This is a genomic window from Photobacterium galatheae (genome assembly GCF_000695255.1).
Taxonomy (GTDB): domain Bacteria; phylum Pseudomonadota; class Gammaproteobacteria; order Enterobacterales; family Vibrionaceae; genus Photobacterium; species Photobacterium galatheae.
In genome coordinates this window covers 172,550-196,007 of record NZ_JMIB01000004.1, presented here as the reverse complement: position 1 = coordinate 196,007, position 23,458 = coordinate 172,550, and the positions used below count along the sequence as shown (strand labels likewise).

Genomic DNA, 23,458 nt, shown 5'->3' with positions numbered 1-23,458 from the left:
TATGGTGCAAGCAACACACGCCAGATGGGTGGAGACCCCCACCAGCCACATCCCGGCACACACGTCGCTCGCTGCGGCTGCTCCCTTCCGGGCCTGACCGGGTTCACGAGTTAGTGTTGCGGGAGGACCAATGGGGGCCTCCATAGATTCGATGACTCGCTGTAAGCGCTTGGCTTGTCGCGAGAACGGGAGGGATTATCCATGAACCCCAGAGTCATTGCAAGGTAAAGACAAGCACTCAGGCACTGACTGCTGGATTATTACCCAAACCTGTCTGAAACGCTTCAGGCATCTTCGACTTCGGCCAGCAGATATTCTCCCAAGATGGCACTGCCGAGCACCATCAGCCAGGAGACCAGCACCGGGTTGGGAACATCAAATGCCGGATCGATGGCTACCGCAGCAAACGCAACCGCCGGGAGCACCCAGCTCAGTCGGGTGACCCAGTCGAGTGTGTATCTCTGATACAGGGTCTGAAGCGCCAGGATCAGTCCGATAATACACAAGACGACCAAAGCAGCCGGTGCCAGATCACTCAGCCATAACGGCACAGCCAACAACAACGGCAAGCCATAGTTCCCTTTCACCGGACGCCAGAAATGACCCGCACACCAGATCAATCCCACCGCCATGATTTGGAGTAACGTAAATGACATCTGGCCGCCCAGTTTCCCATCTCCCTGTAAAGCCAGCAGACCAGCATCCATCGCAATAACGATCGCAAATAACAAAGCGCCAACCTGCCAGTTCGCTTTTGAGGAAAAACTAACCGAAAATACAGGCAACATCACCAGAAGACTGACAGACAAAGCAAGCGGCTGATACGGCAACGCGGCACTATAGGCACCGATACCACACAATAGCAGTACAGACGAAAGGCCACCTTGCGGCAACAGCCACAATGCAGGAATAGCCACCGCTAACACGGTGAGGTAATGTTGAGAGAGCCCAAAAGTACTGACCCCAATGACAGTCAGCACCACGCTCATGGTTGAAAGCAGAATGGCATTCAGCATTTGCACCTCCTTGCGCAAACGGACTACAACAGTTGCCATGCAACGTTCGCAGGTTATCCCTTAAAATCATTCATCCGGAAATAGACCCTAAAACAACTATGGACGACTTTGAAAACCAAATCTACAGCCAGATCGCCCAAATCCCTTTGGGCAAAGTGTCGACTTATGGTGATATCGCCCGTTTTGCCGGCTTTCCCGGTTATGCGCGCCATGTCGGCCGGTTATTAGGCCAGTTACCAGAAGGTTCAACACTGCCCTGGTTTCGGGTGATCAATAGCCAGGGAAAAATATCGCAACAGGGAGATGATTTGATTCGCCAGCGTCAGTGCCTGATTGCCGATGGCATTGAGGTATCACCAACGGGCCGGGTGTCGCTCAAACGCTATCGCTGGGATGGTTTTCCTGAAAATTGAAGGGTGCAAACAGAAGAAACCCGGCAATTGCCGGGTTCTGGAAGGTGTGTTCAGTTTTACTGTCCGGCTTTGACCAGCATCAGATCCAACTGAATGGTTTTGGCCGGGTCTGTGATGACATGATTGGCCGTATCCGTGATAAACATTAACTGACCATTCAACTCAATCCGCGCACTGACCGCGTAGGTATGGCCCGGTTTGATCTCTTCTTCCATGTACTGAAGCATGAAAGAAAATGGCACTTGCTTTCCACCTGCCAGATAAGACTGACTGCTGATCACTTCTGCGGGAGCATCCATCAGGGAAACATCAGATAATGTCACAGTGATCAGGGCTTCATCGGGTAACGCAATGCGTTCACGATAGGCCAGTGAGCCTTGAACCTGACCAATGCCAGTCTCTTTCGTGATCAAGTTGGTACAAGCCGAAATCACCAGTGCTGCAATCAAAATCGATAACAACGCAAACATCTTTTTCATAGTCGCCCTTCTTATTCCTCCCGCAAGTCGATGATTCTAACGGTTTTGAACCTTTCGTCTTGTGTTTCAGATCAACTGATTGTAAAAGTTTAATTAATGATAACATTGTAACTGGAGCATCAATGAGCAAAGAACTGAACGAACTTCTCAATCTGTTACACTTAGAACAGCTGGAACAAGGTTTGTTCCGTGGCCAGAGCCAGCATTTAGGGCTGCCTCAGGTTTACGGTGGCCAAGTGATCGGTCAGTCCTTATCTGCTGCGAAAGAAACCGTATCGGAACAGCGTTTTGTCCATTCGTTCCACAGTTACTTTCTTCTGCCCGGCGATCCTCAAAAACCTATCATTTACGATGTTGAAAACCTCCGGGACGGAAAAAGCTTCAGTACCCGCCGGGTTCAGGCCATTCAAAACGGCCGCCCCATATTTTACCTGACGGCGTCATACCAAGGGCTGGAAGATGGATTTAACCATCAAAGCCAGATGCCCGCCAATATACCGCCGCCTGAATCCCTCAAGTCGGAACAGGAACACGTCAAAGCACTCGCAGACCAACTTCCAGGCAGGTTTGTCGATACCTTCGGTTGCGAGCGACCGATTGAAGTGCGCCCTGTTCACGTCATCAATCCACTCCATCCTCAATCACAGGCGGCCAAACAGTACCTTTGGATAAAAGCAAATGGTGAAATGCCGAACGATCCGCGAATTCACCAATACGTCCTGGCTTATGCCTCCGACTGGGGATTTCTGGTCACGGCCCTGCAACCCCACGGCGTCACATTACTGACGCCGAAGATGCAGGTCGCGACCATTGACCACTCCATGTGGTTCCACCGTCCGTTCCGGATGGACGACTGGCTGCTCTACGCCATCGACAGTCCGTCAGCCAGCGGCTCACGAGGTCTGGTTCGCGGCGAAATTTACAATCGTCAGGGCGAACTGGTGGCGACAGCAGTTCAGGAAGGTTTGATGCGTCAGCGGCACTCCAGCTAAATAAGTGCCCACTTACGACAAAGCTCCCGAGAACCAGATATGCCATCATGATTTCGGGAGCCATTTATAGGGAAAGACTGGTACTTTTTTGTCAGACGGTCGTCAATTTTCTACCGCTTCCGTCGAGACATCTTCCAATTGGTGAAGATGATCACCCGCCTGTTGAAGCTGATACATTTGCCAGTACTGTTTCCGCTCAGAAAGCAGGCTGCCATGCGTCCCTCGTTCAATAATTTCACCCTGGTGCAAGACGACAATTTCATCGGCATCCATGATGGTGGAAAGCCGGTGCGCGATCACCACAAGGCTCATGTTCTTGCGTAAAACAGCCAGCGCATGCTGAATTTTCTGCTCGGTGCCAGAATCAATATTGGCCGTGGCTTCATCCAGAATCAGCAATTTGGGCTGCTCCACTAGCACGCGTGCCAGCGCCAGTAATTGTCGCTGTCCGGCGGACAGATTCACTTCACCACTGCCGAGCAAGGTATCCAGCCCCTCGGCATACTGACGCACCTGTCCGGCCAAGCCGACCGTTTCCAGCGCCTGCCAGATCACAGGGTCGCCCACGGCCCGCCCCAGACTCACGTTTTCACGCACCGTATCGCTCAGCACATGCGGGTCCTGCTGCACCATCGCAATCCCCTGCCGTAAAACCGGCTGACTCAGGCTTTCCAGCGGACGCCCGTCCAGTTCCACAACGCCTTCAGAACTCGGGTAAAAGCCCATCATCAGTGAAGCTAGGGTACTTTTGCCGCTGCCCGTATGACCGACCAGTGCCAGAAAACCCTGATGCGGCAAAGTCATGTTGATATCACTGAGCACTTTTTGCTTACCGTCATAACTGAAGCTGAGATTACGGCACGCCATCTGTCCGCTTGCAATCGGACTGAGATCCTCGCCGTAGCGCTGCTGACGGGCATCGATCAGGGCAAAAATCCGTTCACTGGCGACCAGCGCCTGCTGCAAAAGCGACAATTGCTGCGTCATCTCAATCAAAGGCTCGGTGACCCGCCCCAGATAACTCAGGAACGCATACAGCACACCCACACCAATCAGCTCAGTGCCGCTGAATCCGAACAGTGCAACCAAAGTCAGCAATGCAATCCCTGACAGTAGATCAATCAAGGGCCGAAGTAACATACTGTTCAGTTTGGTCACCCCAATTTGCGCCTTCAGATGCTGGTCTGTCAGCCCTGAGAACTGGGCTTTGAAGCCTTCCTCCTGACGCATCAGTTGCACCAGACTCATCCCCTGAATCGACTCACTCATCGACGCATTGATATCCGACAACAGATCACGCATCCGGCGGTAAGCCCCGGCACTTTTCCGCTGATACACCACCATGACGCCCACCACGATGGGCAACAATGCCAGAACCACCAGGGTCAGACGCCAGCTAATCATGGTCATCACGGCCAGCATCACCAGAATCAGAATGATGTTCTTCAGAAATGTCGCGATCACTGAGACGTAAAATTCTTTGATCGATTCAGTATCATTGGTCAGCCGGGAGATCAGCTTGCCACTTGGCGTGTAATCAAACGCAGACAATGGCTGATTCATCACACTGGCAAACAATTGCTTTCGCACCTTCTGCACCACATCAATCGCCAGGCGGTTAAAGCGAAGCGCTTGCGCATACTTAAACACACCCGCCAGAATCATCAGCGCCAGATAAGCCGCTGCCAGTACCGCGACCTCTATGGCCGGAAACTCATCCCGGGTGATGTTGTTATCGATAAAGTGCTGGATCAGCCACGGACCAGACACATCAGCCAGCGAAGCAATCAGCAGCAGACCAATCGCAGCCACGAGATTAGGCTTATCTGTCAGCGCATAGCTCAGCAACCGCTTCAGGACAGCATTATTTACGGCCTGTTCCTTCATTGGCCCTCCTCAATTGCTTGTTCCAGTTTCTGGTAACGATACATCTCGGCATACCAGTCTTCGTGATCCAGCAAGCTGGCGTGCGTGCCGCGTTCACTGATTTCGCCATGCTGAAGCACCACAATTTCATCCGCCTGTTCCAGTGCCGTCAGTCGGTGAGCAATCACAATCACGGTCTGGCGCTGCGGCTGTGCACGCAGATTATTCAGAATGCGGTGCTCTGTTTTGCCGTCTACCGCAGACAGCGCATCATCCAGAACCAGAATTTCTGCATTCAGCAGTAATGCCCGGGCAATGGCGATCCGCTGTTTCTGACCGCCGGACAGGGTGATGCCTTTCTCTCCGACCAGGGTGTCATACCCTTCAGGAAACAGCATGATATCGTCATCAATACACGCCAGTGCTGCGGCACGACGGATCTCAGACATGGAAGCTTCCGGTTTCCCGAGCGCAATGTTCTCTGCAATTGAGCGCGAAAACAGAAACGGGCTCTGGCTGACCACCGCAAAACGACTTCGCCACGCATCCAGAACCGCATCGCGGATTTCTACCCCGCCATAAGCAATCTGGCCCTGCACCAGTTCCTGCTGACGCAGCAACAATGCCAGCAGTGTTGACTTCCCGCTTCCGACCGGACCGGCCAGCCCCAGCATATGACCGGCGGCCAGATGAATGTGAACCTCTTTCAGTGCAGGCTGACGCTGTTGCGGCCAATGGTACGCTTCAATTTGAATGGACAACGGTTCTCGCAGCCCCGGCAATGGCGTCTGACCGCTGACAATATCCGGCTGCTGATTCAGAATTTCCTGCAGTCGCTTCCAGGCCGCAGAACCGCGTTCGAGAATATTAAACAGCCAGGCAATCGCCAGCATCGGCCAGATCATCAATCCCTGATAAAGCGTGAAGGCCGTCAGATCCCCCAGCGTCAGTTCACCGATGTGGATCAGATACGCCCCACCACCGACGCTGAGGAAAAACGACATGCCAATCGTCAGTTGAATCACCGGATCGAACTTGGCATCGACTTTCACCACTTCGTAGTTTTTGTCGCCCGCCGTATCGACCACTTTTTCAAATGCTGCCTGCTGGCGCTTCTCCAGACCAAACGCCCGGATCATGCGAACACCGTTCAGCGACTCCTGCGTCGTGTCTGTCAGCGCAGAAAACGCCGCCTGAGATTCACCAAACCTGTCATGTAACTGTCTGCCAAAGCGGGACACCAGCAGCGCCATGACAGGCATGGGCAGCAGAGCAAGAATCGTCAGTTGCCAGCTCAGTTGCGTGGTCATGATCAGCAGTACAGCACAACCGGTGATCAGCGAATCCGCAGCCGTTAAGACCCCTTCCCCGGCGGTCATCACCAGCGCGTTCACATCGTTCGTCGAACGAGCCATCAAGTCGCCGGTTTTATGACGCTCAAAAAACTGCGGGGCCTGCCGGGTAAAGTGCTGGTACAGCTTATCTCTGAGGACAGTCCCCAGCTTCGCGGCACTGCCAAACAACCACAGCCGCCAGACAATACGCAGCAGATAAACCATCACCCATAGGGCTGCCAGGCCGACAAGCCACATCAGCATGGTGTTCAGTGAAATCTTACCGTCCACGACACCATCGACGATCCAGCCCACTGCGCGCGGGGGGATCAGTTCAAAAATCGCAATCACGACAAAGATGGCAATCGCACCGCCATAACGCCGCCATTCCTGTCGGAAATACCACCTGAGTTGCCAAAAAATCTGCATTTTTCCTCCAGCAAAATACGGCTCGCCCACGCTGAGTGAGCGATAAATCAGAATATGATGATGTTCCAGGGGCTGTTGAGAGGGAGAAACTCGATCACCGTGAAGTGACAATCAAGCAACATATTGGCAAAAAGATAGCCTATTTTTCAACTCAAAAATAAGGGGATTCAGGAAAACAGCAGGTGATGCTGCGCATTTTCAGCCCCATAAAAATATATCTGTTCTTATACAGTACTTTTCTGTTCAACCTCAGATGTTTATAAAGGTAGTGCGGTGGTGTATTTCAGCGGTTCCATCGCAAACGTCGAAGTCACATTGGTTAAACCTTGAATACTGTTGACCAGTTTTTTATAGAAGGCATCAAAGGCTGACATGTCCGCGACCTGAACTTTCATCATGTAATCATATTCTCCGGCCATCCGGTAAAACTCCATGACTTCAGGAAACTCGTTCACGGTAACGACAAAGCGGTTATACCATGCCTGTGAATGATCGCTGGTTTTAATCTGCACAAACGCAATAAATGACAGACCCAGTTTCACCGGATCCAACAGGGCCACCCGGCGTTTTAAAATGCCTGCTTCTTCCAGACGTTTCAGTCGTTTCCAGCACGGCGTGGTTGTCAGATTCACGGCTTCTGCCAACTCATTCAGTGACAGGCTGGCATCCTGTTGCAGCATGCCCAGCAACAGTCGGTCCGTCGCATCGATATCAGCCATAAATTTCCTCTAAACAATGAATTTTGTAGAAAAGTTTTCTACAAAAAATCTTAATGATAATAATAATAGCAAAGATTTTTCCGCTGGAATCCGTAAACTTTTTATCAAGTCATCAGACAACGAATACTAGGGATACGTTATGCGTCATGATCCTCGCTGGGTTAACCAGGCCATCAGAAAAATTGAAGCCGATTTTCAACGCTCGGCAGACACGCACCTTATTCAACTGGATATCCCGGTTCTTGACGGTATCGATATCTATCTGAAAGATGAAAGCACCCACCCGACAGGCAGCCTGAAACACAGACTGGCTCGCTCTTTATTTCTGTACAGCCTGTGTAATGGCTGGATTGGTGAGAACACCACCATCATCGAGTCATCCTCCGGCAGCACCGCGGTTTCGGAAGCTTACTTTGCCCGCTTGCTCGGCCTGCCCTTTATCGCTGTCGTGCCCCGCCATACAGCGCGTAAAAAAATTGAGCAGATTGAATTCTATGGTGGTCAGGCACATTTTGTAGACGACCCCTGCCAGATTTATGACGAGTCTCGCCGTCTGGCTGAAACGCTGAACGGCCATTACATGGATCAGTTTACTTACGCTGAACGGGCCACCGACTGGCGGGGCAATAACAACATTGCCAACAGCATTTTTGAGCAAATGAAGCTGGAAGATCATCCGGTGCCATCATGGATCGTCATGAGTGCAGGGACAGGCGGCACATCTGCCACCATTGGACGTTACATTCGCTATCAGCGGCACGAAACAAAGCTCTGTGTCGTCGATCCGGAACATTCGGTGTTTCACGACTACTACCTGACCCGAGACCCGGCGCTGAAAGGCCAGCGTGGCAGCCGGATCGAAGGCATTGGTCGTCCGCGCGTTGAGCCGAGCTTTATTCCGGACGTCGTCGATGAAATGCGCACCATTCCGGATGCCGCCAGCATTGCCACCATTTACTGGCTGGAAAAACTGCTGGGCCGCAAAGCCGGGGCCTCAACCGGCACCAATCTGTACGGTGTTCTGCAACTGGCGAGCGAGATGAAAGCCCGGGGCGAAACCGGCTCTATCGTGACCTTGCTGTGTGACAGCGGGGAACGCTATCTGGATACATATTTCGATCCGAGCTGGGTTGAAGCCAATATTGGCGACATTCAACCCTATTTTGATCAGCTTTCGGCGTTTGAACAAACCGGGATCCTGAGCTGGTCGGAATGGCAGCGACTGTCACTTGGCATATCCTGACTCTCAGGGTAGGATGTGCCCCCATCAGTCTTATCAATAATCCGGAGCAGCATGATGCGCAAAGCAGTTGTCGTTTTCAGTGGCGGACAGGACTCAACCACCTGTCTGATTCAGGCCATGGCCCGATATGATGAAGTTCACTGCATCACCTTTGACTATGGTCAGCGCCATAAACTGGAAATCGAAGTCGCCGAGGCCATCTGCAAAGACCTGGGCGTGGCGGCCCATAAAGTGATGGATGTCGGTCTGCTGAACGAACTGGCGATCAGCTCGCTGACCCGTGACAACATCCCGGTCTCGCATGAGTTACAGGACAACGGCCTGCCAAATTCTTTTGTGCCGGGCCGCAACATTCTGTTCCTGACTTTAGCCGGGATTTACGCATACCAGATTGGCGCAGAAGCGGTGATCACCGGTGTGTGCGAAACTGACTTCTCCGGCTACCCGGACTGCCGCGATGCATTCGTCAAATCGCTGAACCAGTCGCTGGTGCTGGGCATGGACCGACCGCTGAACATCGAAACACCGCTGATGTGGCTGAACAAAGCCGAAACCTGGGCGCTGGCCGATCAGCACGGCAAGCTGGATTACATCCGCAACCATACCCTGACCTGCTACAACGGTATTATTGGCGACGGCTGTGGCAACTGCCCGTCGTGCGACCTGCGCCGTGAAGGGCTGGAATCTTACCTGACTGACAAAGACGCAGTGATGAACTCACTGACCGGGAAACAGGCAGATAACCGGGCTTAAATTCCTCCGGCCTGGATCATCACCGCAAACGCCGGCCGCATCATGCGGTCGGCAGCCACAAAACTGAGTGCTGTTTCACACAAACCCAACTTCCTCACCCGAGATCACTTTCTCCGCTCCCATTCTGAGTCTGAAAAAGAGCAGCAGCGAATCAGGTCATCCGGCAGTGCTCGAACCGAACAGAGATTTGCACGATCCTGATTGTTTCATCTCAACCATTTGATTCAGAAGATGTCTGTGCATCACATCATGGGCAAAATTTCCTGAACTGATCCGTTTCACCCCCAAGCCCGCCAACACCTCAAAGTAAGGAAGATCAGGCATTGCCATCACATTCACCGGAAGCCTACTTGCTGCAACAACCGCTTTGATATGTTCAGCCTGCGTAAGACAGGGCACAAATAAGCCATCAGCACCTGCCATCTGATAGATTTGTGCGCGCTTCACCGTTTCAGCGCAAGCATTATCTAAACCCAGTAAAAATGCGTCGCAGCGAACATTGAGAAATACCTCAGTCTGGTCATGTTGCAGGATCGCTTTTACGGCCGACAATATCGCCGCAAATTCCTCCGCCGGAACGAGGGTCCGGTCTGCGTCTACCCGGCTATCTTCAATATTAATCCCGGCTACACCCAACGCCGCCAGCTGCTGAATATGAAGGGCGATCACTTCTGGATTCCGGCTGAACCCGGCTTCAATATCCACACTGAGAGGAAGCTTGCTGACTGCGGCAATGCGCCGAACCATAAAAACTAACTCAGCAAACGGGATTTGTTCACCATCCTCATAGCCCAGCAAACTGGCGATGGCTGCACTGGAAGTCCCTAACGCCTGATATCCGGCCTGCTGGGCGCAACGGGCACTGGCAGCATCCCAAACATTTCCGATGATGAAAGGCGTCGTTTGCTGATGTAACTGTTTAAATTCTTGCATGATGTCTGTCTCCTGACTGGAAAACCACGAATGGGCCGGGCTGATCCCTGGAATACCCATTTTGTTTCCCGGTGCGGTTCAACACCAACGATACAAATCGACTTTTAATATAAGAAAAACTTATAATACTGAAACAGAATACAGGCGAGACAACCCTATTTTGCTGAGAAATATCAATTTACTGGTCACTTTTGAATGCGCAGCCAGACACAACAGCTATAGTCTGGCGGCCGATGAACTCTGTATTTCCCAAGCCGCAGTCAGCCAGCAAATGCGACAGCTGGAACAGAGTTTAGGATGCCGCTTATTTGTCCGGAAAGGCAAAAGAATGCTATTGAGCCAGCAAGGGCAAAGCCTGTTCGAGTGCGCGCAACAAGCTTTGGCCATCATTCGCCAAGGGGTGAACCAAATTCATCAGGAAGAGATTGCTGGTGAGCTGACAATCAGCTCAACACAGGCTTTTACCACGCTCTGGTTGATGCCAAGGATGCAACGCTTTTCCGAATTACATCCTGAAATCCAAATTCGAGTAGTCTCGTCCGCGGGGTTTGATGATCTCAGGCAAGCACATATTGATCTGGCAATTCGTTTCGGCACAGAAGTGGAAAAACACACACCAGACAACCTGTCCTGTGAGTACTTTGGTGAATCCGCAGTCTACCCGGTTTGTTCTGCCCAACTTGCCCGTGACCTGGCATTCAGTTCCCCCGAAGATCTTCTGTCCACCTGGCTGGTTACCCTGGAGCACCCCGGCGCCTACGATTGGCAAAGCTGGTTTGAAAACACCGGTGTGCAGGCCAGCAACCAACACGCCAAGTGGACCCGGGTCAACAGCACCGATATGGCACTGACTGCGGTGTTAAACGGCCATGGCGTCACGCTGGCCGTCCCCTATTTATATCAGAGCCAGCTTGACGCCGGGCAGCTGGTGATCCCTTTTCAGTTACCTCACCCAAATCCGGTCAGGCGCTATATGGTCTATGACCCGAACTCAGCCAGACTGGCACGATTAAAGGTGTTCATGGCGTGGCTGAAAACTGAAATATCCGGCGCTTGAACATACCGGGCGACTTGAACAGCACCTAACCCAATTGCTCTATCGCGCCCTTCCCTAATCTCTGAGCTTACTGAGCAGATTCGCTTTCACCGCCGGCCACTCACTGGCAATGATCGAATACACGACGGTATCTCTGAATGAGCCATCTTTCATGATCTGATGGTGACGCAAAATCCCATCCTGTTTTGCGCCAAGACGCTCGATGGCAGCACGAGAAGTCTGATTGAAAAAATGCGTCCTGAACTCGACGGCAATCGCATTGGCACCTTCAAATAAATGACTCAGGAGCAAATATTTACATTCAGTATTCACCGGCGTTCTTTTGACCGAATCTGAATACCAGGTGTAACCGATCATCGCTCTGCGATTCGCTTCATCAACATGGTAATAGCGAGTGGTTCCGACGATTTCGCCGGATGACTTCAGCCGCACGGCGTAGGCAATATTTCCTTCCCGGGCATCCTGCATGGCGCGGTTCACATAGTCGGGCATGGCTTCCGGTGTCGGGACACTGGCAAACCACAGCTTCCAGGATTCCCCCTCTGAAACCGCTTTTTTCAACGGCTCGATATGCGTTTCTTCTAATGGTTCTAATGTCGTCCATTGACCTTCAAGCGTTTCGTTGCCGATCCACATCCGTCGCAATCTCCTTGATGATTCAGAATGATTCATTCAGCGCCTGCAAGCAGCGCATGGCGGAGCATCATAAATCGATATGAGATAAGTTTCACTCATCCTGTTCACAGGAACTCTCTCTTTGTAGCTCAAGTGCTGCTTCCGGAAATAAACATCCCGTTCATATTGAGCGCTCTTGTTCTGAAACGATGAAAAAGAGCCAGCATATCAAGCTGGCTCTTGACTCAAACACCATCCGCGAAAGTCAGGCAACCAGCGCTTTCGGCTCAACCGCCAGAAGTGTCTCTGTCAGACTGCTATAGACTGCTGCCGTGCCCGAGTATCCCAAACTAAAGCGCAGGGTATTTTTTGCCACTTCATCACTGTACCCCAGCCCGGTTGCCACTTTCGACAAGGCTGATTTCCGGTCGGAGCAGGCCGAGCCGGACGACACCATGATGCGGGCATCTTCTAAGGCCGCCTGCAACGTTTCCCTGCTGACACCGCCAATGGCGCAGAAAGTCAGTCCCGGAACACGTGGTGCCGCTTCACCAATAATGACCGTTCCGGGAAAGTGATGCTGCAGCGCTTGCTCAAAGCGTCGCTGCGCAACGGTAACTTCCGCTTGGTTTGCCATCCGTTGATGCGCAAGCGGTAACGCAATTGCCATCGAAGCAATGCCCAGATAATTCTGGGTACCCGCCCTCAGACTGGATTCCTGTCCGCCGCCCAGCAACAGCGGGCTGAAATGCCAGGAATTTTTCACCAGCAGAAAGCCGGTACCGGGCAAAGCACCAAACTTATGACCGGAAGCGACGGCATAATCCACCTCGCTTCGTTCAAAATCAAAAGGTTGCTTGCCAATCAGTTGCGTCGTATCGCACAGATATTCCGCATCATAGCTGTGACACACTTCAGCAATCTGCTGATAGTCCTGAATCACACCGGTTTCATTATGCGCAGCCATCACCGCGACCAGAATGGCTTTGCCCTGACAAGCTTGCAATGTTGCCTTCAACTCGGCCAGATCCAGCAGACCATTTTGTTCATGTGCTAAGGCAATACACGCTGCACCTTTCGAGCGGCAGTAGCGAACATTTTCCAGCGTCGCTGAATGTTCATAAGGCGAGTACAGGATCACTGCATCCTGATAATTGTGGTGCTCAAAGAAGCTGTAAAATACATTTCTGATCCCTTCCGTTGCACCGCCATTGAAAATCAGATGATGACTGTCGCAGGACAGTAGACCGCACAATGTCCCTCTTGCCATTTCAATCTCCTGAAACAAACTGTTTCCGATGAAATGATTCGAGTTCGGGTTACCAAAACGTTTTTCAGAAAACTGTTTTTTCAGGTAATCAAATACCTCGGGCTTGATCCAGTCAGACCCGCTTACATCCGCATTAATCATTTTTCCACCAATCGATTTTGATCAGCCGATAGCCATCGACATGATCTTGATTGAACTCAGCAGCACGAAAATATTCACGCAGCGCGCCAGCACCTTTTCATTCAATCGGAAATACAGGTAACTGCCGACTTTCGCGCCAACGAATATGCCCGCCACCAGATAGCCGCAGAGCGTCCAGTCCAGTGTGTCTGAGGCTGCACGCCCGAAAAACAACGAGAAAGAAGAAATAATTCCAATCACAGGGGCTGTCGCAATGGCCAGCTTGGGATTGCAGCCGAACACGGCAATCATCACGGGCAGATAAATAAACCCACCGCCCTGACCGACAATCCCGCAAGTAAATCCGAGCAACAGGCCGATCATCGGCAAGACCACAGAGTCTAAACGGATTTCACCCAGCCATTTTTTCCAGAAATCCGGACCTAAGGTGGCAATCACCACTGAACTGATTGCCAGCACAGAGAAGGTGATTAAAATCACTTGGTCGGATAAATGAAAAGTAAACAACGACACCGTCAGGCTGGCGATCCCCATCGGTACACCGAAGCGGAAAATCAGATTTTTATCCCGTTGCTGATATTTTGAGTGATGAAATAGCGCACTGACGGAGCCAAAAAAGCTCTGTGCAACCGTTAGGCCTGTGATCGTGACCATGGGCAATGCCATACCGTTCAGCCATGGCATGCAAATAATCAGTAAAGGTGCCAGCAAGATGCCGCCACCGATACCCAGTAAACCAGACAGGCTGCCTGTGATGATCCCTAACAGACCAACGATCATTTCCTGACTCATTTGACGACGATCTGCCCTTGCCCTTCGCTGATGGTCCCGATCACATAATGCTCCGACGATTCAGCTTCAAACAGCGGCAGAATATGTTCCCGGTAGGTTTCTTCATCGACGGTAAACAATAATCCACCATTTGTCTGAGGATCATGCAGAATCAGGCGGCGTTCATCACTGATATCGGCGTCATACTTCATGAAACGTGCATAGCGGCTGATATTGTTATAAGTCCCGCTTGGGTTCTTGGTCACCGCCAAACTTAAAGCTTCAACGCCGTCAATGACAGGCACCGCATCCCCGTCGATGTTGACGTTAAACCCAGTGTTTTCCACCAGTTCGCTTAAATGACCTGCGAGACCAAAACCGGTGATATCAGTCATCGCGCTGACCCCTTGATGCTGAGCCAGAGAGTAACCAATCCGGTTCACGCGGCTCATGATTTCAAGCGTCGACTCAAACAGGTCTTCTTCGCGGAGCCTTCCCACCTTCAGGGCATTTGAAATAATGCCAATCCCTAATGGTTTGGTGATGATCACCAGATCATGATTGCGGGGCGTATTATTCTGCCGGATATGTGCATCCTCAGCTTCGCCAATCACCGCAAAGCCATACAAAGGCTGCGCGTTTTTGATGGTATGACCGCCAACAACGGTTGCCCCGCATTCCGCCATCACTTCCTGAGCACCTTCGATCATTTTTTCAATGTATGGCATCGGAATATCATCAGGCGGAAATGCCAGAATTGAATTCACAATTAAAGGGCGGCCACCGGTCGCATAAATATCGCTCAGTGCATTGGCTGCAGCGATTTTTCCGAACAAATAAGGGGAGCTGACCGTTGAACTAAAAAAGTCAGTCGAAAACAACAGCTTTTTGCCACCGAAGTTATAAATGGCACAATCATCGGAAGTTTCAAAACCTAATAAAATATCTTCATTCTTAACGGTATTTTTCTTTTGCGTTGTTTTAAGAATATTCGTCAACATCTGAGGTGGAATTTTACAGCCACAACCACCCGACTCAGAAAAATCTAATAAATTACACACTGACATTTCAGACGCTCCATTTTTATATTGTTTCACGTTACAAATTATTTTCAGAATCATGACAAATTTGAGTCGGGAAATTTACACCGACCATATGACACTTTTATTTCACAAACATGTCACCCGGGTGACAACAAATGACAATAAAAACAATAGGTTATGATAGAACAATCAATAATGGATGGGTGAGCCGCGTCCTGACTAGATTTACCATGTTGACCCAATGAAAAAATCAGCAATCAAAAAAGGAAAGTAACAAACACATCACTTTCCTTTTTATTGCGGTCAGTCACATAAAAATTGATCTTAGCGTGGCGCTGATCGTGAATTTGCCGCCTGGTTGGTGAAAGCAACGCATGCCGGTGCGAACGGCTCTGCCGCTGCAATCTGTTCATCCTGCCGGAGCCAGTCTAAATGCTGGTCATAAAAAGGACTCGCAACCGCACCGTGTTGCAACGCCTTTTTATAAATCGATGCCACGAAAATATCAGCAATTGTAAATTGTTCGCCAATGGCAAATGACGATGTTTGACAGAGCTGTTTCATGAGTGTCTCCAGACAGGTTGTGATCCATTGACCACGAAGTTCACGTTTGGATGGCTCAGAAAGCTCCGGGCGAAATGCTTTCAGCACCGTGCGATTCTGCGGCGAATGAATGCTGGCATTCACATACTCACAGACCGCACGCACAGCGGCTCTGCTGAAAACGGAATCGCCGATCAGGCTATGTTGTGATGCCTTGAATTGCGATGAAATGAACTGTGAACCCGATGGCGGAAAAAGTTCTTCAAGGCATTCAATAATCGCCATTGATTCCTGAATCAGATGGCCGTCAACGGCCAGACAAGGCACATAACCAAACGGATTGATCTGAAGATAACTGGTTTTGAGTCCTTCAGGGGCCACCTCAATCCGCTTGTATGGTACAGCTTTGTAGTTGAGCACCCATTCAACCCGCTCTGAACTATTAGAACCTGTCGCGCTGTAAAGTATCACGTCCATTGTTTCCCCTTCTTTAGCGGTTTCCCTCAACCCGCGGCCATATTAAATCAACATTCCCGATCAACAAGAATGAAAAATGCCATCAGTGGATCACTGACGGCATGGCATCATTCCTGACATCACCCGAAAACCGAAATCAGACTGAAAACGAAACAGTGGTATTTTTAAAGGGTTGGTGTGATGGTCATAAATGCAGGTCCGGAGTTCCCACTGATTCCCTCATCGGTTGCACAACCAACCAATGCATCTACAGGCTCATTGCCAATAAAAGTCGTTGCAGTGACACTCCCAAAGACCGAACTCCCTTGATAGAGCCCACTCAACACAACACCATCATACGTCAAGACAACCTGGCCATTCACAATAGAGACCGTCGAAATATAGTTAATTTTACTTTTTTGCCCGTTACTCCAGATAATTGTACGCTGGTTAGGAACAGCAACACCAAGGTCATTACATGAAGCGTCCACAGTAGCTTCTGTATTTGAATAACCTGACATGATTTTAGGCAACGGTTGTAAATGGACACAGTTTGCAAAAGTCGTTTCGACCTGAACATCAATCGTTTTCAGATCATCATTCATTCCCGGTGTATAGGTTGCAGACTGTATTCCGGTACAAGTGACGACTGGTGGTGTTGCAAACACATGAATGGAGAAAATACTCAATATAACCAAAAAACATGAGACGGCTATTTTATTTCCAGATGAATTTTTCATAGCTTAGCTCCTTTGAATAGGATGGTTAGAAGCGAGTACTACGTGTTTATTTCAACTGCAAATCAAGACTAGGGGACATCACCCTATAGAGCAAAAAAATATCACCTTAATTTTTTATCAAACCTTATATACATTTCACTCAATAACCAAGAGCATTTCTCATTTTTCAAAACAACAAAAACTTCCGTGAAATATCTGTAATATCTGTAATATCTTTCACTTAGCGATTATTTTTACGCTGAAATAAATTACATCAATAATCAATTCACCTGAGATTCTATTTCAAACAACATTGCCAATGCACGGCAACAATTTGAAATCACCCAAAATGCCTTCGTTCACTCCCCCATTCGATCCAGATCACTCGATCTCCTGTGCCGGATATCGCCACGGTTTACGGATGTATTTCAAACGGCCAGAGCGATTCAGGGCATACTGGCCGCCAGTTGTTTCATCACACCTCAATGTTACTCATCAAGTTCACGGATTCACTTCACTCATCCATGAACTGCCATGTATCTGCACCATCGAACAGCCGGATTCGAATTGAGGCGATGTCTTGAACAGAAAACAGATGGTAGTTCACAGCCAGGCGATCACTTTCGACTTTGGTTGTCGTTGAATAATGCGTCACACAGCCACAATGTCCGCAGCGATGGAAATCAATACACTGATCTCCATGTGAATATTGCTGCGTGCCATACTGACCCACACTGATATCAACCTCAGATTCAGTCAGATAACCCCACAGGGTCGAATAACGGCGGCAAATTGAGCAATTACACCGGGTTGCGGTTTCAGTCAGTCTGGGAATGGTTAACCGGACGTTGCCACAGTGACATTGGCCTGTATACATGGTGAAACTCCTTTTCTTTCAAACAGGGATGAAAACACAGAATTTACACTTTTTGTTGTCTTAATACCGCAATTGTCCCAACCCCGATCATGGTTGTGATCAAATAGCTGATTGGCATCAACAAGCGAATGTCTTCATCTCAAAGCAATGAAAGAAAAAAATTCACGGCTATATCTGCGAACAGAACCGACAAAAACATAAGGCTTGCCATCCATTTTCCTGAAAATTTCAGTTTATTGCGCCCAGTGCTCCAGCAAAAACTGCCACACCGCCTGCGATGCTTTGGTGCGCTCGCCGACACAGACCAAGTGAATCGGACTCCTGTCCGGGTGTTGCCAATGCGTCAGCACCGGTCTTAACTGACCCGACTGACATTCCTTCCGGACAAACCAAGGGTCAACCATCACAATACCCAAACCATCACAGGCCATGTCGACCAGTACCCGGCTGTTGTCCGTCTGAATGGCAGGCGTTACTTCAATCGATTCGGTCTGACCCGATACATCCTGAAAAGGCCAGAAATTAAAGGTGCTGGTTGCATTACCGAACACCAGGCAATCATGCTGCGCCAGTTCCTGCGGAGACACCGGCTCCCCCCGTTCAGACAAATAGCTTTCAGCGGCAAACCACCCCCAGCATTTTTCTCCGATTCTCCGGGCAATCAATGACGAATCAGGCAACTGGCCGATGCGGATCGCAATATCAACGTTCTGTTCCAGCAAATCGACCATCTGATCATCCAGACTCAGCTCAATCATAATCTCTGGATACGTCTGACGAAGCTGTTTCAAAAGGGGCACCAGAAAACACTGCCCCATGAGGATACTGGCACTGATTTTAACCCGCCCTTTTGGCACATCCTGAGTTTCATCCATAATGCCATGCAGGTTCGAAAGCACAGCCCGGAGATCGCCCGTGCCCAAGAGTAAATTCCGGCCGACATCCGTCAGATGTAGTTGCCGTGTGGAACGATGCAGCAAAGGCTGGCCAACAAACATTTCCAGTTGTCTGACTTTCTTACTGACCGATGAGCGGGGCAAGTTCAGCTCATTCGCTGCTGCCTGAAAACTGCCATGTTCCACCACCCGATGAAACACATGCAATAACGGCAGATTCATATATGACATGTCGATTCCAGCTCCCATCTCCAGCCCTTTGTTTCCATTTCAGCACCATTTTGTATCTATATTGGTATCTTATGACGCACCAATCAAGCTGATATTCTCCTCACATCAATGCAAATATGCGCAACCATACACAACCACATGCAAACAACGGAGCGTCCTATGAATGGAAAAACAATTTTAGTCACTGGCGGCACATCGGGTATTGGCAAAGCGCTGGCGGAACATCTGGTCAACACCGGCCACCGCGTGATCATTACAGGCCGTAACCAGGACAGAATCAATCAGGTCGCACAAACGCTGGGCTGTACCGGTTATGTCGCAGACAGCGCCAATCCTGCCCAGCTCAAACAATTGGCGGCCACACTCCAGTCAGATAACATTCGCTTAGACGGTCTGGTGCTGAACGCCGGCGTTTTCTATCCGGGATCGATTCTGACCACCACAGAAGAAGCCTTTGATTTAACCATGAACATCAATACCAAAGGGCCCTGGTTCACGCTGCAACAACTTCACCCGATCCTCAACAATCCGTCCAGTGTGGTCTTTGTTTCGAGCATTGCGGTCACCAACGCATTTGCCAGCGCCGCTATTTATTCGGCAAGTAAAGCCGCTTTTGAAGCCATTGCCCGGGTCGCCAATCTTGAATTCGCCGCTGATGGTATTCGGATCAACGCTGTCCGCCCGGGAGTCACCGCGACAGAAATTCAATCCAAAGCTGGGATGACGACTGAACAACAGAAAGCGCTGTTTGCTTCACTCGATCAAACTGCGCTTGGCCGGGTTCTGTCACCAGACGATCAGATTGGGGCGATTGCATTCTTACTTTCTGATCAGTCGATTGCGATGCGAAATGCCGTTCTGGAGGTGAGCGGCGGGTATGGGCTGTGAATCAGCCCGGAAACCTCAGAACAAATCACAGCACACTTTGAATCACCAAGGAGCAAACCTTCAGCATGGCCTGAAGGTTTTGTTGTCTGTGTGTTTGTTTCATCCTTGCTTTATCCGTGACCAATTCTGCGTATAATCGCCGCTCTGTTACGTCATACCAACAAGTGATGAGTCTCCAATGTCAAAATTTTTTTTCAAAGGCCGCATCGATGTGATGCAAAACCATGCTCAGTCAGGCTATAACGTCAACCGTCACGTCAAAGCCGGTACCGAAGAAGCGCCGGTGACTGTTGTGGTCAATACCGAAGCACGGAAAGCAGAAATTGAAGCAATCGTTGCAGAGCACGCGATCGTGGCCCATATTGTCGTGGATGCGTCTCAGGAAGAAAATACGGTTGAGCTGGATACGGTGCTGAATAAACCCGCCACCATCACATTTGATAAAACACCAAACCGCAACGATCCGTGCTTGTGCGGCAGTGGCAAAAAATACAAAAAGTGCTGCGGTTAATCCTCGCGTGTGTTCACGCTGACTGACGCTTTGATACCACCTGTGAATGAACACCATGTTCATTCACAGGCTTCCCGCCCTTATTTTTCTGCCACGCATTCCTGATTGTCTCCCAGCCGTTTCAGAACACTTTGCAAACGCCCCGCAAGATGTTTGGGATGGGCCTGGGTCAGAGACACAGTGCGGCAGGCCTGAAACTGACAGAATTGCCCGATAGCTTCTGCAAATGCCGCGATGATCCGCTCGTCATCAAAGGAATGATGTTCAACGTGCAATGATTTGATCTCGAAATGGCTGATTTTCCGGTGTGCTTTACAATCCATCCGTCCGATGAATTCACCGCGATACAGTAACGGTAAACAGAAATAGCCATACTGACGCTTGGCGGCGGGCACATAGCATTCAATCTGATAATCGTAGTGGAACAACGCTTTCAGCCGGTCACGCTGAATGACACTGTTGTCGAATGGCGAAAGGATCTGCATGCGGTTGTTCAGACGGGGAATCGGACGCTCCAGTGCACCGGTTTCCAGAACAAAAACCTCACCGCTGCTGACACACACCTGCTCTAAATCACCGGACGCTAATTTTTCCGTCACCAGTATCTTCACTGCTTTTCGAAGCCCGGGAATTCGCCGCAGGTAAGTCAGCCCTTTGAGTGAAACAAAACCATGACAGCGTAATTGCCGGTTCAGCAAGTGCTCGGCAAACGCCTCCAGGCTGGGCATCTTCGTATTGACATGATCAGGCAATACCCGTTCAGTTAAATCGTAAGTTTTTTGGAAACCGTCTCGGTGACTGACCATCAGATCGCCTTCCATATACAGCTGCTCCAGCGCCTTTTTGGCCGGTTTCCAATCCCACCAGCCCGCTCGCTTCGAAGGATTACTTTCTATATCACGGGAACGTATCGGGCCATCTGAACGAATCTGTGCCAGCAACTCATGCATAAGCTTGTGATCACGTGCTTTATACCAGTGCGTCTGACCAGATTTCAGGGCGTGTTTATAGGGTAAGGAGAACCGAAAATCGTCGATCGGAATCAACGCCGCCGCATGCGTCCAGTACTCAAAAATATCGCCATTCAACAACATTTGATGCGTCATCTCCGGCTTAAAATTTGGAACTCTGGCCTGTAAAACATGGTGATGCGCTCGTTCCACCACAGAAATTGTATCGATCTGCACATACCCTAAATGTGCAATGGCTTTCCTTGCTCCCTGTATGCCCCGTCCGAAAGGCTGCGTATGGAGCAAGCCCTGAGCAGACAAAGCCAGGCGACGTAAACGCGCCAGATCCTGAGGGCGTTTCATTTCAATCACGGTCATCGCACCTGTCATGCATCTTCAATCAATCACAATGTATCGCTTTTGGGGTGCCGATGTCACATCGTCGCAACGAGATCAGGCTGAAACAAAAACGGAAGGCGGCTGCCTTCCGTTTTCTCATCCAGTTCAGGGAAATGATTTATTTAAACCAGCTCTGCCAGCATGGTCTCTGAATACTCAGTCAATGCTTCGCCAGCTTTCACTTTGGCCACATAATCCGGGTTAGCGATCAGCGGACGACCAATCGCCAGCAGATCAAACTTCCCGTCAGCAACCGCCTGACTACCCGTTTCCGGTGTAAAGCCGCCGACACCCACCAGCGTCTGGCTGTAACGAGCACGCATATATTCAGACGCTGTCCCGCCCAGCGTATCAAACGTCATGCCGTCATCAAAAATGCCCACATGCAGATAAGCCAGAGCACGTTTTTCCAGTTCAGCCAGCAGATAGTCAAACACTTCACGGTCGCGGACATCCGGTGCCATATTAAAATAAGCCCCCGGTGACAGACGCAGCGCCGTGCGATCTTCACCAATCGCGTCCACAATGACATCAACCACAGCCAGTGGGAAACGTGCCATATTCTCTGGCGTACCACCGAACGCATCGTCACGCACATTACTGCTGTAATGCAGGAACTGATCAATCAGATAGCCGTTTGCACCGTGGATTTCAATGCCGTCAAAGCCCGCTTCCAGCGCATTGATCGCCGCCTGCGCATAGTCTGCCACCAGTTCCTCAATCTCTTCTTTCGTGGCGGCTTTCGGTACGACGTAATTCAACTCACGCATACGTGGCACCGTGCCTTCGACACCCAGAGCAGATGGTGCCAGAACGAATTCTCCACCAAAGAAATGCGGATGCGCTACACGGCCGGTATGCCATAACTGAGCAAAAATTTTGCCGCCGTTTTCATGCACCTTGTCGGTGACTTTACGCCAGCCGGCAATTTGTGCCGGTGTGTACAACCCCGGCGTGTTCGGATAACCCTGCCCGTCCGGACGGATAATGGTGGCTTCAGAGATTATCAGGCCGGTATCGGCACGACGAGCGTAATAATCGACCATCGCCTGAGTCGGCACCAGATCATCGTCTGCCATACAACGGGTTAAAGGCGCCATCAGAATGCGGTTTTTGAGTGTGATAGAACCATTCAGTTCAACAGGTTGAAACAAGTTTTCCATAGGGTACACCATGTCTTTATTTCTTGAATGCCCATTCAAATTAGTCGATCTTGAATGGACGTTCAAGTATTTTTTGAATGCTTGTTCAAGATCAGTTAAAATCCCTGCAAGCTTTATGGATACAGAGAAAATTGATGCGCAGTGCCGAATTTGACCGCAAAGCGGTATTACATTCAGCCATGGATGCTTTTATTGCGAAGGGATACAGCAAAACCAGTATGCAGGATCTCAAACAGGCAACCGGGCTGCACCCGGGGTCGATTTATTGTGCCTTCACCAATAAACGCGGGTTGTTGATCGCTGCGCTGGAGCAATACCAGTCTGAGCGTGGCGAAGCATTTCAAGCCCTGTTTGATCATCAACCTACGGTGATGGCTGGCATTGCAGCTTATCTGGATCAAATGGTGACGGAATGCGAGCAGGAAAACATTAAAGATTGCCTGTTACAGAAGGCACTCAGTGAGCTGGCACAGCAGGATGAAGAGATCGAATGCATGATCAGTACCATGCTCCGCACATGGGAGAATCTGTTCACCATCCAATTTGAACAGGCACTTCGTTCAGGAGAGATCGCCACATCACGCACAGCAGAACAACTGGCCCGTTTCCTCGTGATGGGGATTTATGGCATTCGGGCGTTTTCCCACACCCGCCCAGCCCCCGGGGTTTTACGAGAACTGAGTGCGGAATTGCTGAAGAATATCCAGACCAATTAAAACCTTTCGGCCATCAGTTCAGCAGCCAGCGGATA

At 50.2% G+C, this 23,458-nt stretch carries 24 protein-coding genes and 1 other RNA gene; 8 read left to right on the top strand and 17 right to left on the bottom strand.

Annotation, left to right across the window (positions count from 1 at the left end; translation table 11 throughout):
* Positions 1-36: 36 nt before the first annotated feature.
* Positions 37-133: signal recognition particle sRNA small type (gene ffs / locus EA58_RS21260), an RNA gene on the bottom strand.
* 151 nt (positions 134-284) lie between these two features.
* Positions 285-1,016 (bottom strand): VP0952 family biofilm-associated protein, encoded by a 732-nt coding sequence (locus EA58_RS02640; protein WP_036748634.1) that lies wholly within the window; start codon positions 1,014-1,016, stop codon positions 285-287.
* Between the two features lie 98 nt (positions 1,017-1,114).
* On the opposite strand from EA58_RS02640, the gene EA58_RS02635 reads away from it, so the two are divergent.
* The gene (locus EA58_RS02635) at positions 1,115-1,429 is read left to right on the top strand and encodes an MGMT family protein (RefSeq protein ID WP_036748632.1); all 315 of its coding nucleotides are present in this window, start codon (positions 1,115-1,117) and stop codon (positions 1,427-1,429) included.
* A gap of 56 nt (positions 1,430-1,485) precedes the next feature.
* On the opposite strand, the gene EA58_RS02630 is transcribed toward EA58_RS02635, so the two are convergent.
* Positions 1,486-1,908, bottom strand: a complete 423-nt coding sequence (locus tag EA58_RS02630) for a YbaY family lipoprotein (RefSeq protein ID WP_036748630.1) — start codon at positions 1,906-1,908, stop codon at positions 1,486-1,488.
* A gap of 122 nt (positions 1,909-2,030) precedes the next feature.
* Here EA58_RS02630 and tesB point away from each other — a divergent pair, with 122 nt between their 5' ends.
* Positions 2,031-2,900, top strand: coding sequence for an acyl-CoA thioesterase II (tesB, locus tag EA58_RS02625; protein ID WP_036748627.1), 870 nt, complete (start codon positions 2,031-2,033; stop codon positions 2,898-2,900).
* A gap of 102 nt (positions 2,901-3,002) precedes the next feature.
* On the opposite strand, the gene EA58_RS02620 is transcribed toward tesB, so the two are convergent.
* The 3 genes from EA58_RS02620 to EA58_RS02610 form a co-directional block, all read right to left on the bottom strand.
* Positions 3,003-4,787: an ABC transporter transmembrane domain-containing protein gene (locus tag EA58_RS02620; RefSeq protein WP_036748625.1), complete on the bottom strand. Its 1,785-nt coding sequence runs from the start codon at positions 4,785-4,787 to the stop codon at positions 3,003-3,005.
* On the bottom strand, positions 4,784-6,529 hold the full coding sequence (locus EA58_RS02615; RefSeq protein WP_036748623.1) for an ABC transporter transmembrane domain-containing protein: 1,746 nt from the start codon (positions 6,527-6,529) through the stop codon (positions 4,784-4,786). The genes EA58_RS02620 and EA58_RS02615 overlap by 4 nt, the downstream gene beginning before the upstream one ends.
* A gap of 257 nt (positions 6,530-6,786) precedes the next feature.
* On the bottom strand, positions 6,787-7,248 hold the full coding sequence (locus EA58_RS02610) for an Lrp/AsnC family transcriptional regulator (RefSeq protein ID WP_036748621.1): 462 nt from the start codon (positions 7,246-7,248) through the stop codon (positions 6,787-6,789).
* Between the two features lie 139 nt (positions 7,249-7,387).
* Between EA58_RS02610 and EA58_RS02605 the strand changes: the two genes are divergently transcribed.
* Together EA58_RS02605 and queC are read left to right on the top strand one after the other, a co-directional pair.
* Positions 7,388-8,491, top strand: coding sequence for a PLP-dependent cysteine synthase family protein (locus EA58_RS02605; RefSeq protein WP_036748619.1), 1,104 nt, complete (start codon positions 7,388-7,390; stop codon positions 8,489-8,491).
* Positions 8,492-8,545: 54 nt separating this feature from the next.
* The gene (queC, locus tag EA58_RS02600) at positions 8,546-9,244 is read left to right on the top strand and encodes a 7-cyano-7-deazaguanine synthase QueC (RefSeq protein ID WP_036748617.1); all 699 of its coding nucleotides are present in this window, start codon (positions 8,546-8,548) and stop codon (positions 9,242-9,244) included.
* Between the two features lie 156 nt (positions 9,245-9,400).
* On the opposite strand, the gene EA58_RS02595 is transcribed toward queC, so the two are convergent.
* Positions 9,401-10,177, bottom strand: coding sequence for an isocitrate lyase/PEP mutase family protein (locus EA58_RS02595; RefSeq protein ID WP_036748891.1), 777 nt, complete (start codon positions 10,175-10,177; stop codon positions 9,401-9,403).
* Positions 10,178-10,337: 160 nt separating this feature from the next.
* Between EA58_RS02595 and EA58_RS02590 the strand changes: the two genes are divergently transcribed.
* Positions 10,338-11,234 carry a LysR substrate-binding domain-containing protein gene (locus EA58_RS02590; protein ID WP_036748614.1) on the top strand — a complete coding sequence of 299 codons (897 nt, stop codon included), beginning with the start codon at positions 10,338-10,340 and terminating at the stop codon, positions 11,232-11,234.
* A gap of 54 nt (positions 11,235-11,288) precedes the next feature.
* Here the strand turns inward: EA58_RS02590 and EA58_RS02585 are convergent, their stop codons facing one another.
* From EA58_RS02585 to EA58_RS02550, 8 genes are all read right to left on the bottom strand, one after another.
* On the bottom strand, positions 11,289-11,870 hold the full coding sequence (locus EA58_RS02585) for a GNAT family N-acetyltransferase (protein ID WP_036748612.1): 582 nt from the start codon (positions 11,868-11,870) through the stop codon (positions 11,289-11,291).
* Between the two features lie 244 nt (positions 11,871-12,114).
* Positions 12,115-13,260, bottom strand: a complete 1,146-nt coding sequence (locus EA58_RS02580) for a cysteine desulfurase family protein (RefSeq protein WP_051641856.1) — start codon at positions 13,258-13,260, stop codon at positions 12,115-12,117.
* 21 nt (positions 13,261-13,281) lie between these two features.
* Positions 13,282-14,040 (bottom strand): sulfite exporter TauE/SafE family protein, encoded by a 759-nt coding sequence (locus tag EA58_RS02575; protein WP_051641855.1) that lies wholly within the window; start codon positions 14,038-14,040, stop codon positions 13,282-13,284.
* 8 nt (positions 14,041-14,048) lie between these two features.
* Positions 14,049-15,098: a selenide, water dikinase SelD gene (selD, locus tag EA58_RS02570; protein ID WP_036748609.1), complete on the bottom strand. Its 1,050-nt coding sequence runs from the start codon at positions 15,096-15,098 to the stop codon at positions 14,049-14,051.
* Between the two features lie 300 nt (positions 15,099-15,398).
* Positions 15,399-16,094: a glutathione S-transferase family protein gene (locus EA58_RS02565; RefSeq protein ID WP_051641854.1), complete on the bottom strand. Its 696-nt coding sequence runs from the start codon at positions 16,092-16,094 to the stop codon at positions 15,399-15,401.
* Between the two features lie 164 nt (positions 16,095-16,258).
* A complete protein-coding gene (locus EA58_RS02560; RefSeq protein ID WP_152547914.1) occupies positions 16,259-16,813 on the bottom strand; it encodes a hypothetical protein in 555 nt (184 codons plus the stop codon).
* A gap of 493 nt (positions 16,814-17,306) precedes the next feature.
* On the bottom strand, positions 17,307-17,669 hold the full coding sequence (locus EA58_RS02555) for a GFA family protein (protein WP_036748606.1): 363 nt from the start codon (positions 17,667-17,669) through the stop codon (positions 17,307-17,309).
* A gap of 233 nt (positions 17,670-17,902) precedes the next feature.
* Positions 17,903-18,796 carry a LysR family transcriptional regulator gene (locus tag EA58_RS02550; protein WP_036748603.1) on the bottom strand — a complete coding sequence of 298 codons (894 nt, stop codon included), beginning with the start codon at positions 18,794-18,796 and terminating at the stop codon, positions 17,903-17,905.
* Between the two features lie 159 nt (positions 18,797-18,955).
* On the opposite strand from EA58_RS02550, the gene EA58_RS02545 reads away from it, so the two are divergent.
* Both EA58_RS02545 and EA58_RS02540 read left to right on the top strand, forming a co-directional pair.
* Positions 18,956-19,684, top strand: coding sequence for an SDR family NAD(P)-dependent oxidoreductase (locus EA58_RS02545; RefSeq protein WP_036748601.1), 729 nt, complete (start codon positions 18,956-18,958; stop codon positions 19,682-19,684).
* Between the two features lie 178 nt (positions 19,685-19,862).
* Positions 19,863-20,195, top strand: a complete 333-nt coding sequence (locus EA58_RS02540) for a PBPRA1643 family SWIM/SEC-C metal-binding motif protein (RefSeq protein ID WP_036748599.1) — start codon at positions 19,863-19,865, stop codon at positions 20,193-20,195.
* 80 nt (positions 20,196-20,275) lie between these two features.
* Here EA58_RS02540 and EA58_RS02535 read toward each other — a convergent pair whose 3' ends face one another.
* The gene (locus tag EA58_RS02535; protein ID WP_200872145.1) at positions 20,276-21,535 is read right to left on the bottom strand and encodes a winged helix-turn-helix domain-containing protein; all 1,260 of its coding nucleotides are present in this window, start codon (positions 21,533-21,535) and stop codon (positions 20,276-20,278) included.
* 131 nt (positions 21,536-21,666) lie between these two features.
* Positions 21,667-22,707 (bottom strand): alkene reductase, encoded by a 1,041-nt coding sequence (locus EA58_RS02530; RefSeq protein ID WP_036748596.1) that lies wholly within the window; start codon positions 22,705-22,707, stop codon positions 21,667-21,669.
* A gap of 134 nt (positions 22,708-22,841) precedes the next feature.
* On the opposite strand from EA58_RS02530, the gene EA58_RS02525 reads away from it, so the two are divergent.
* Positions 22,842-23,423 carry a TetR/AcrR family transcriptional regulator gene (locus EA58_RS02525; protein ID WP_036748884.1) on the top strand — a complete coding sequence of 194 codons (582 nt, stop codon included), beginning with the start codon at positions 22,842-22,844 and terminating at the stop codon, positions 23,421-23,423.
* Positions 23,424-23,458: the final 35 nt, after the last annotated feature.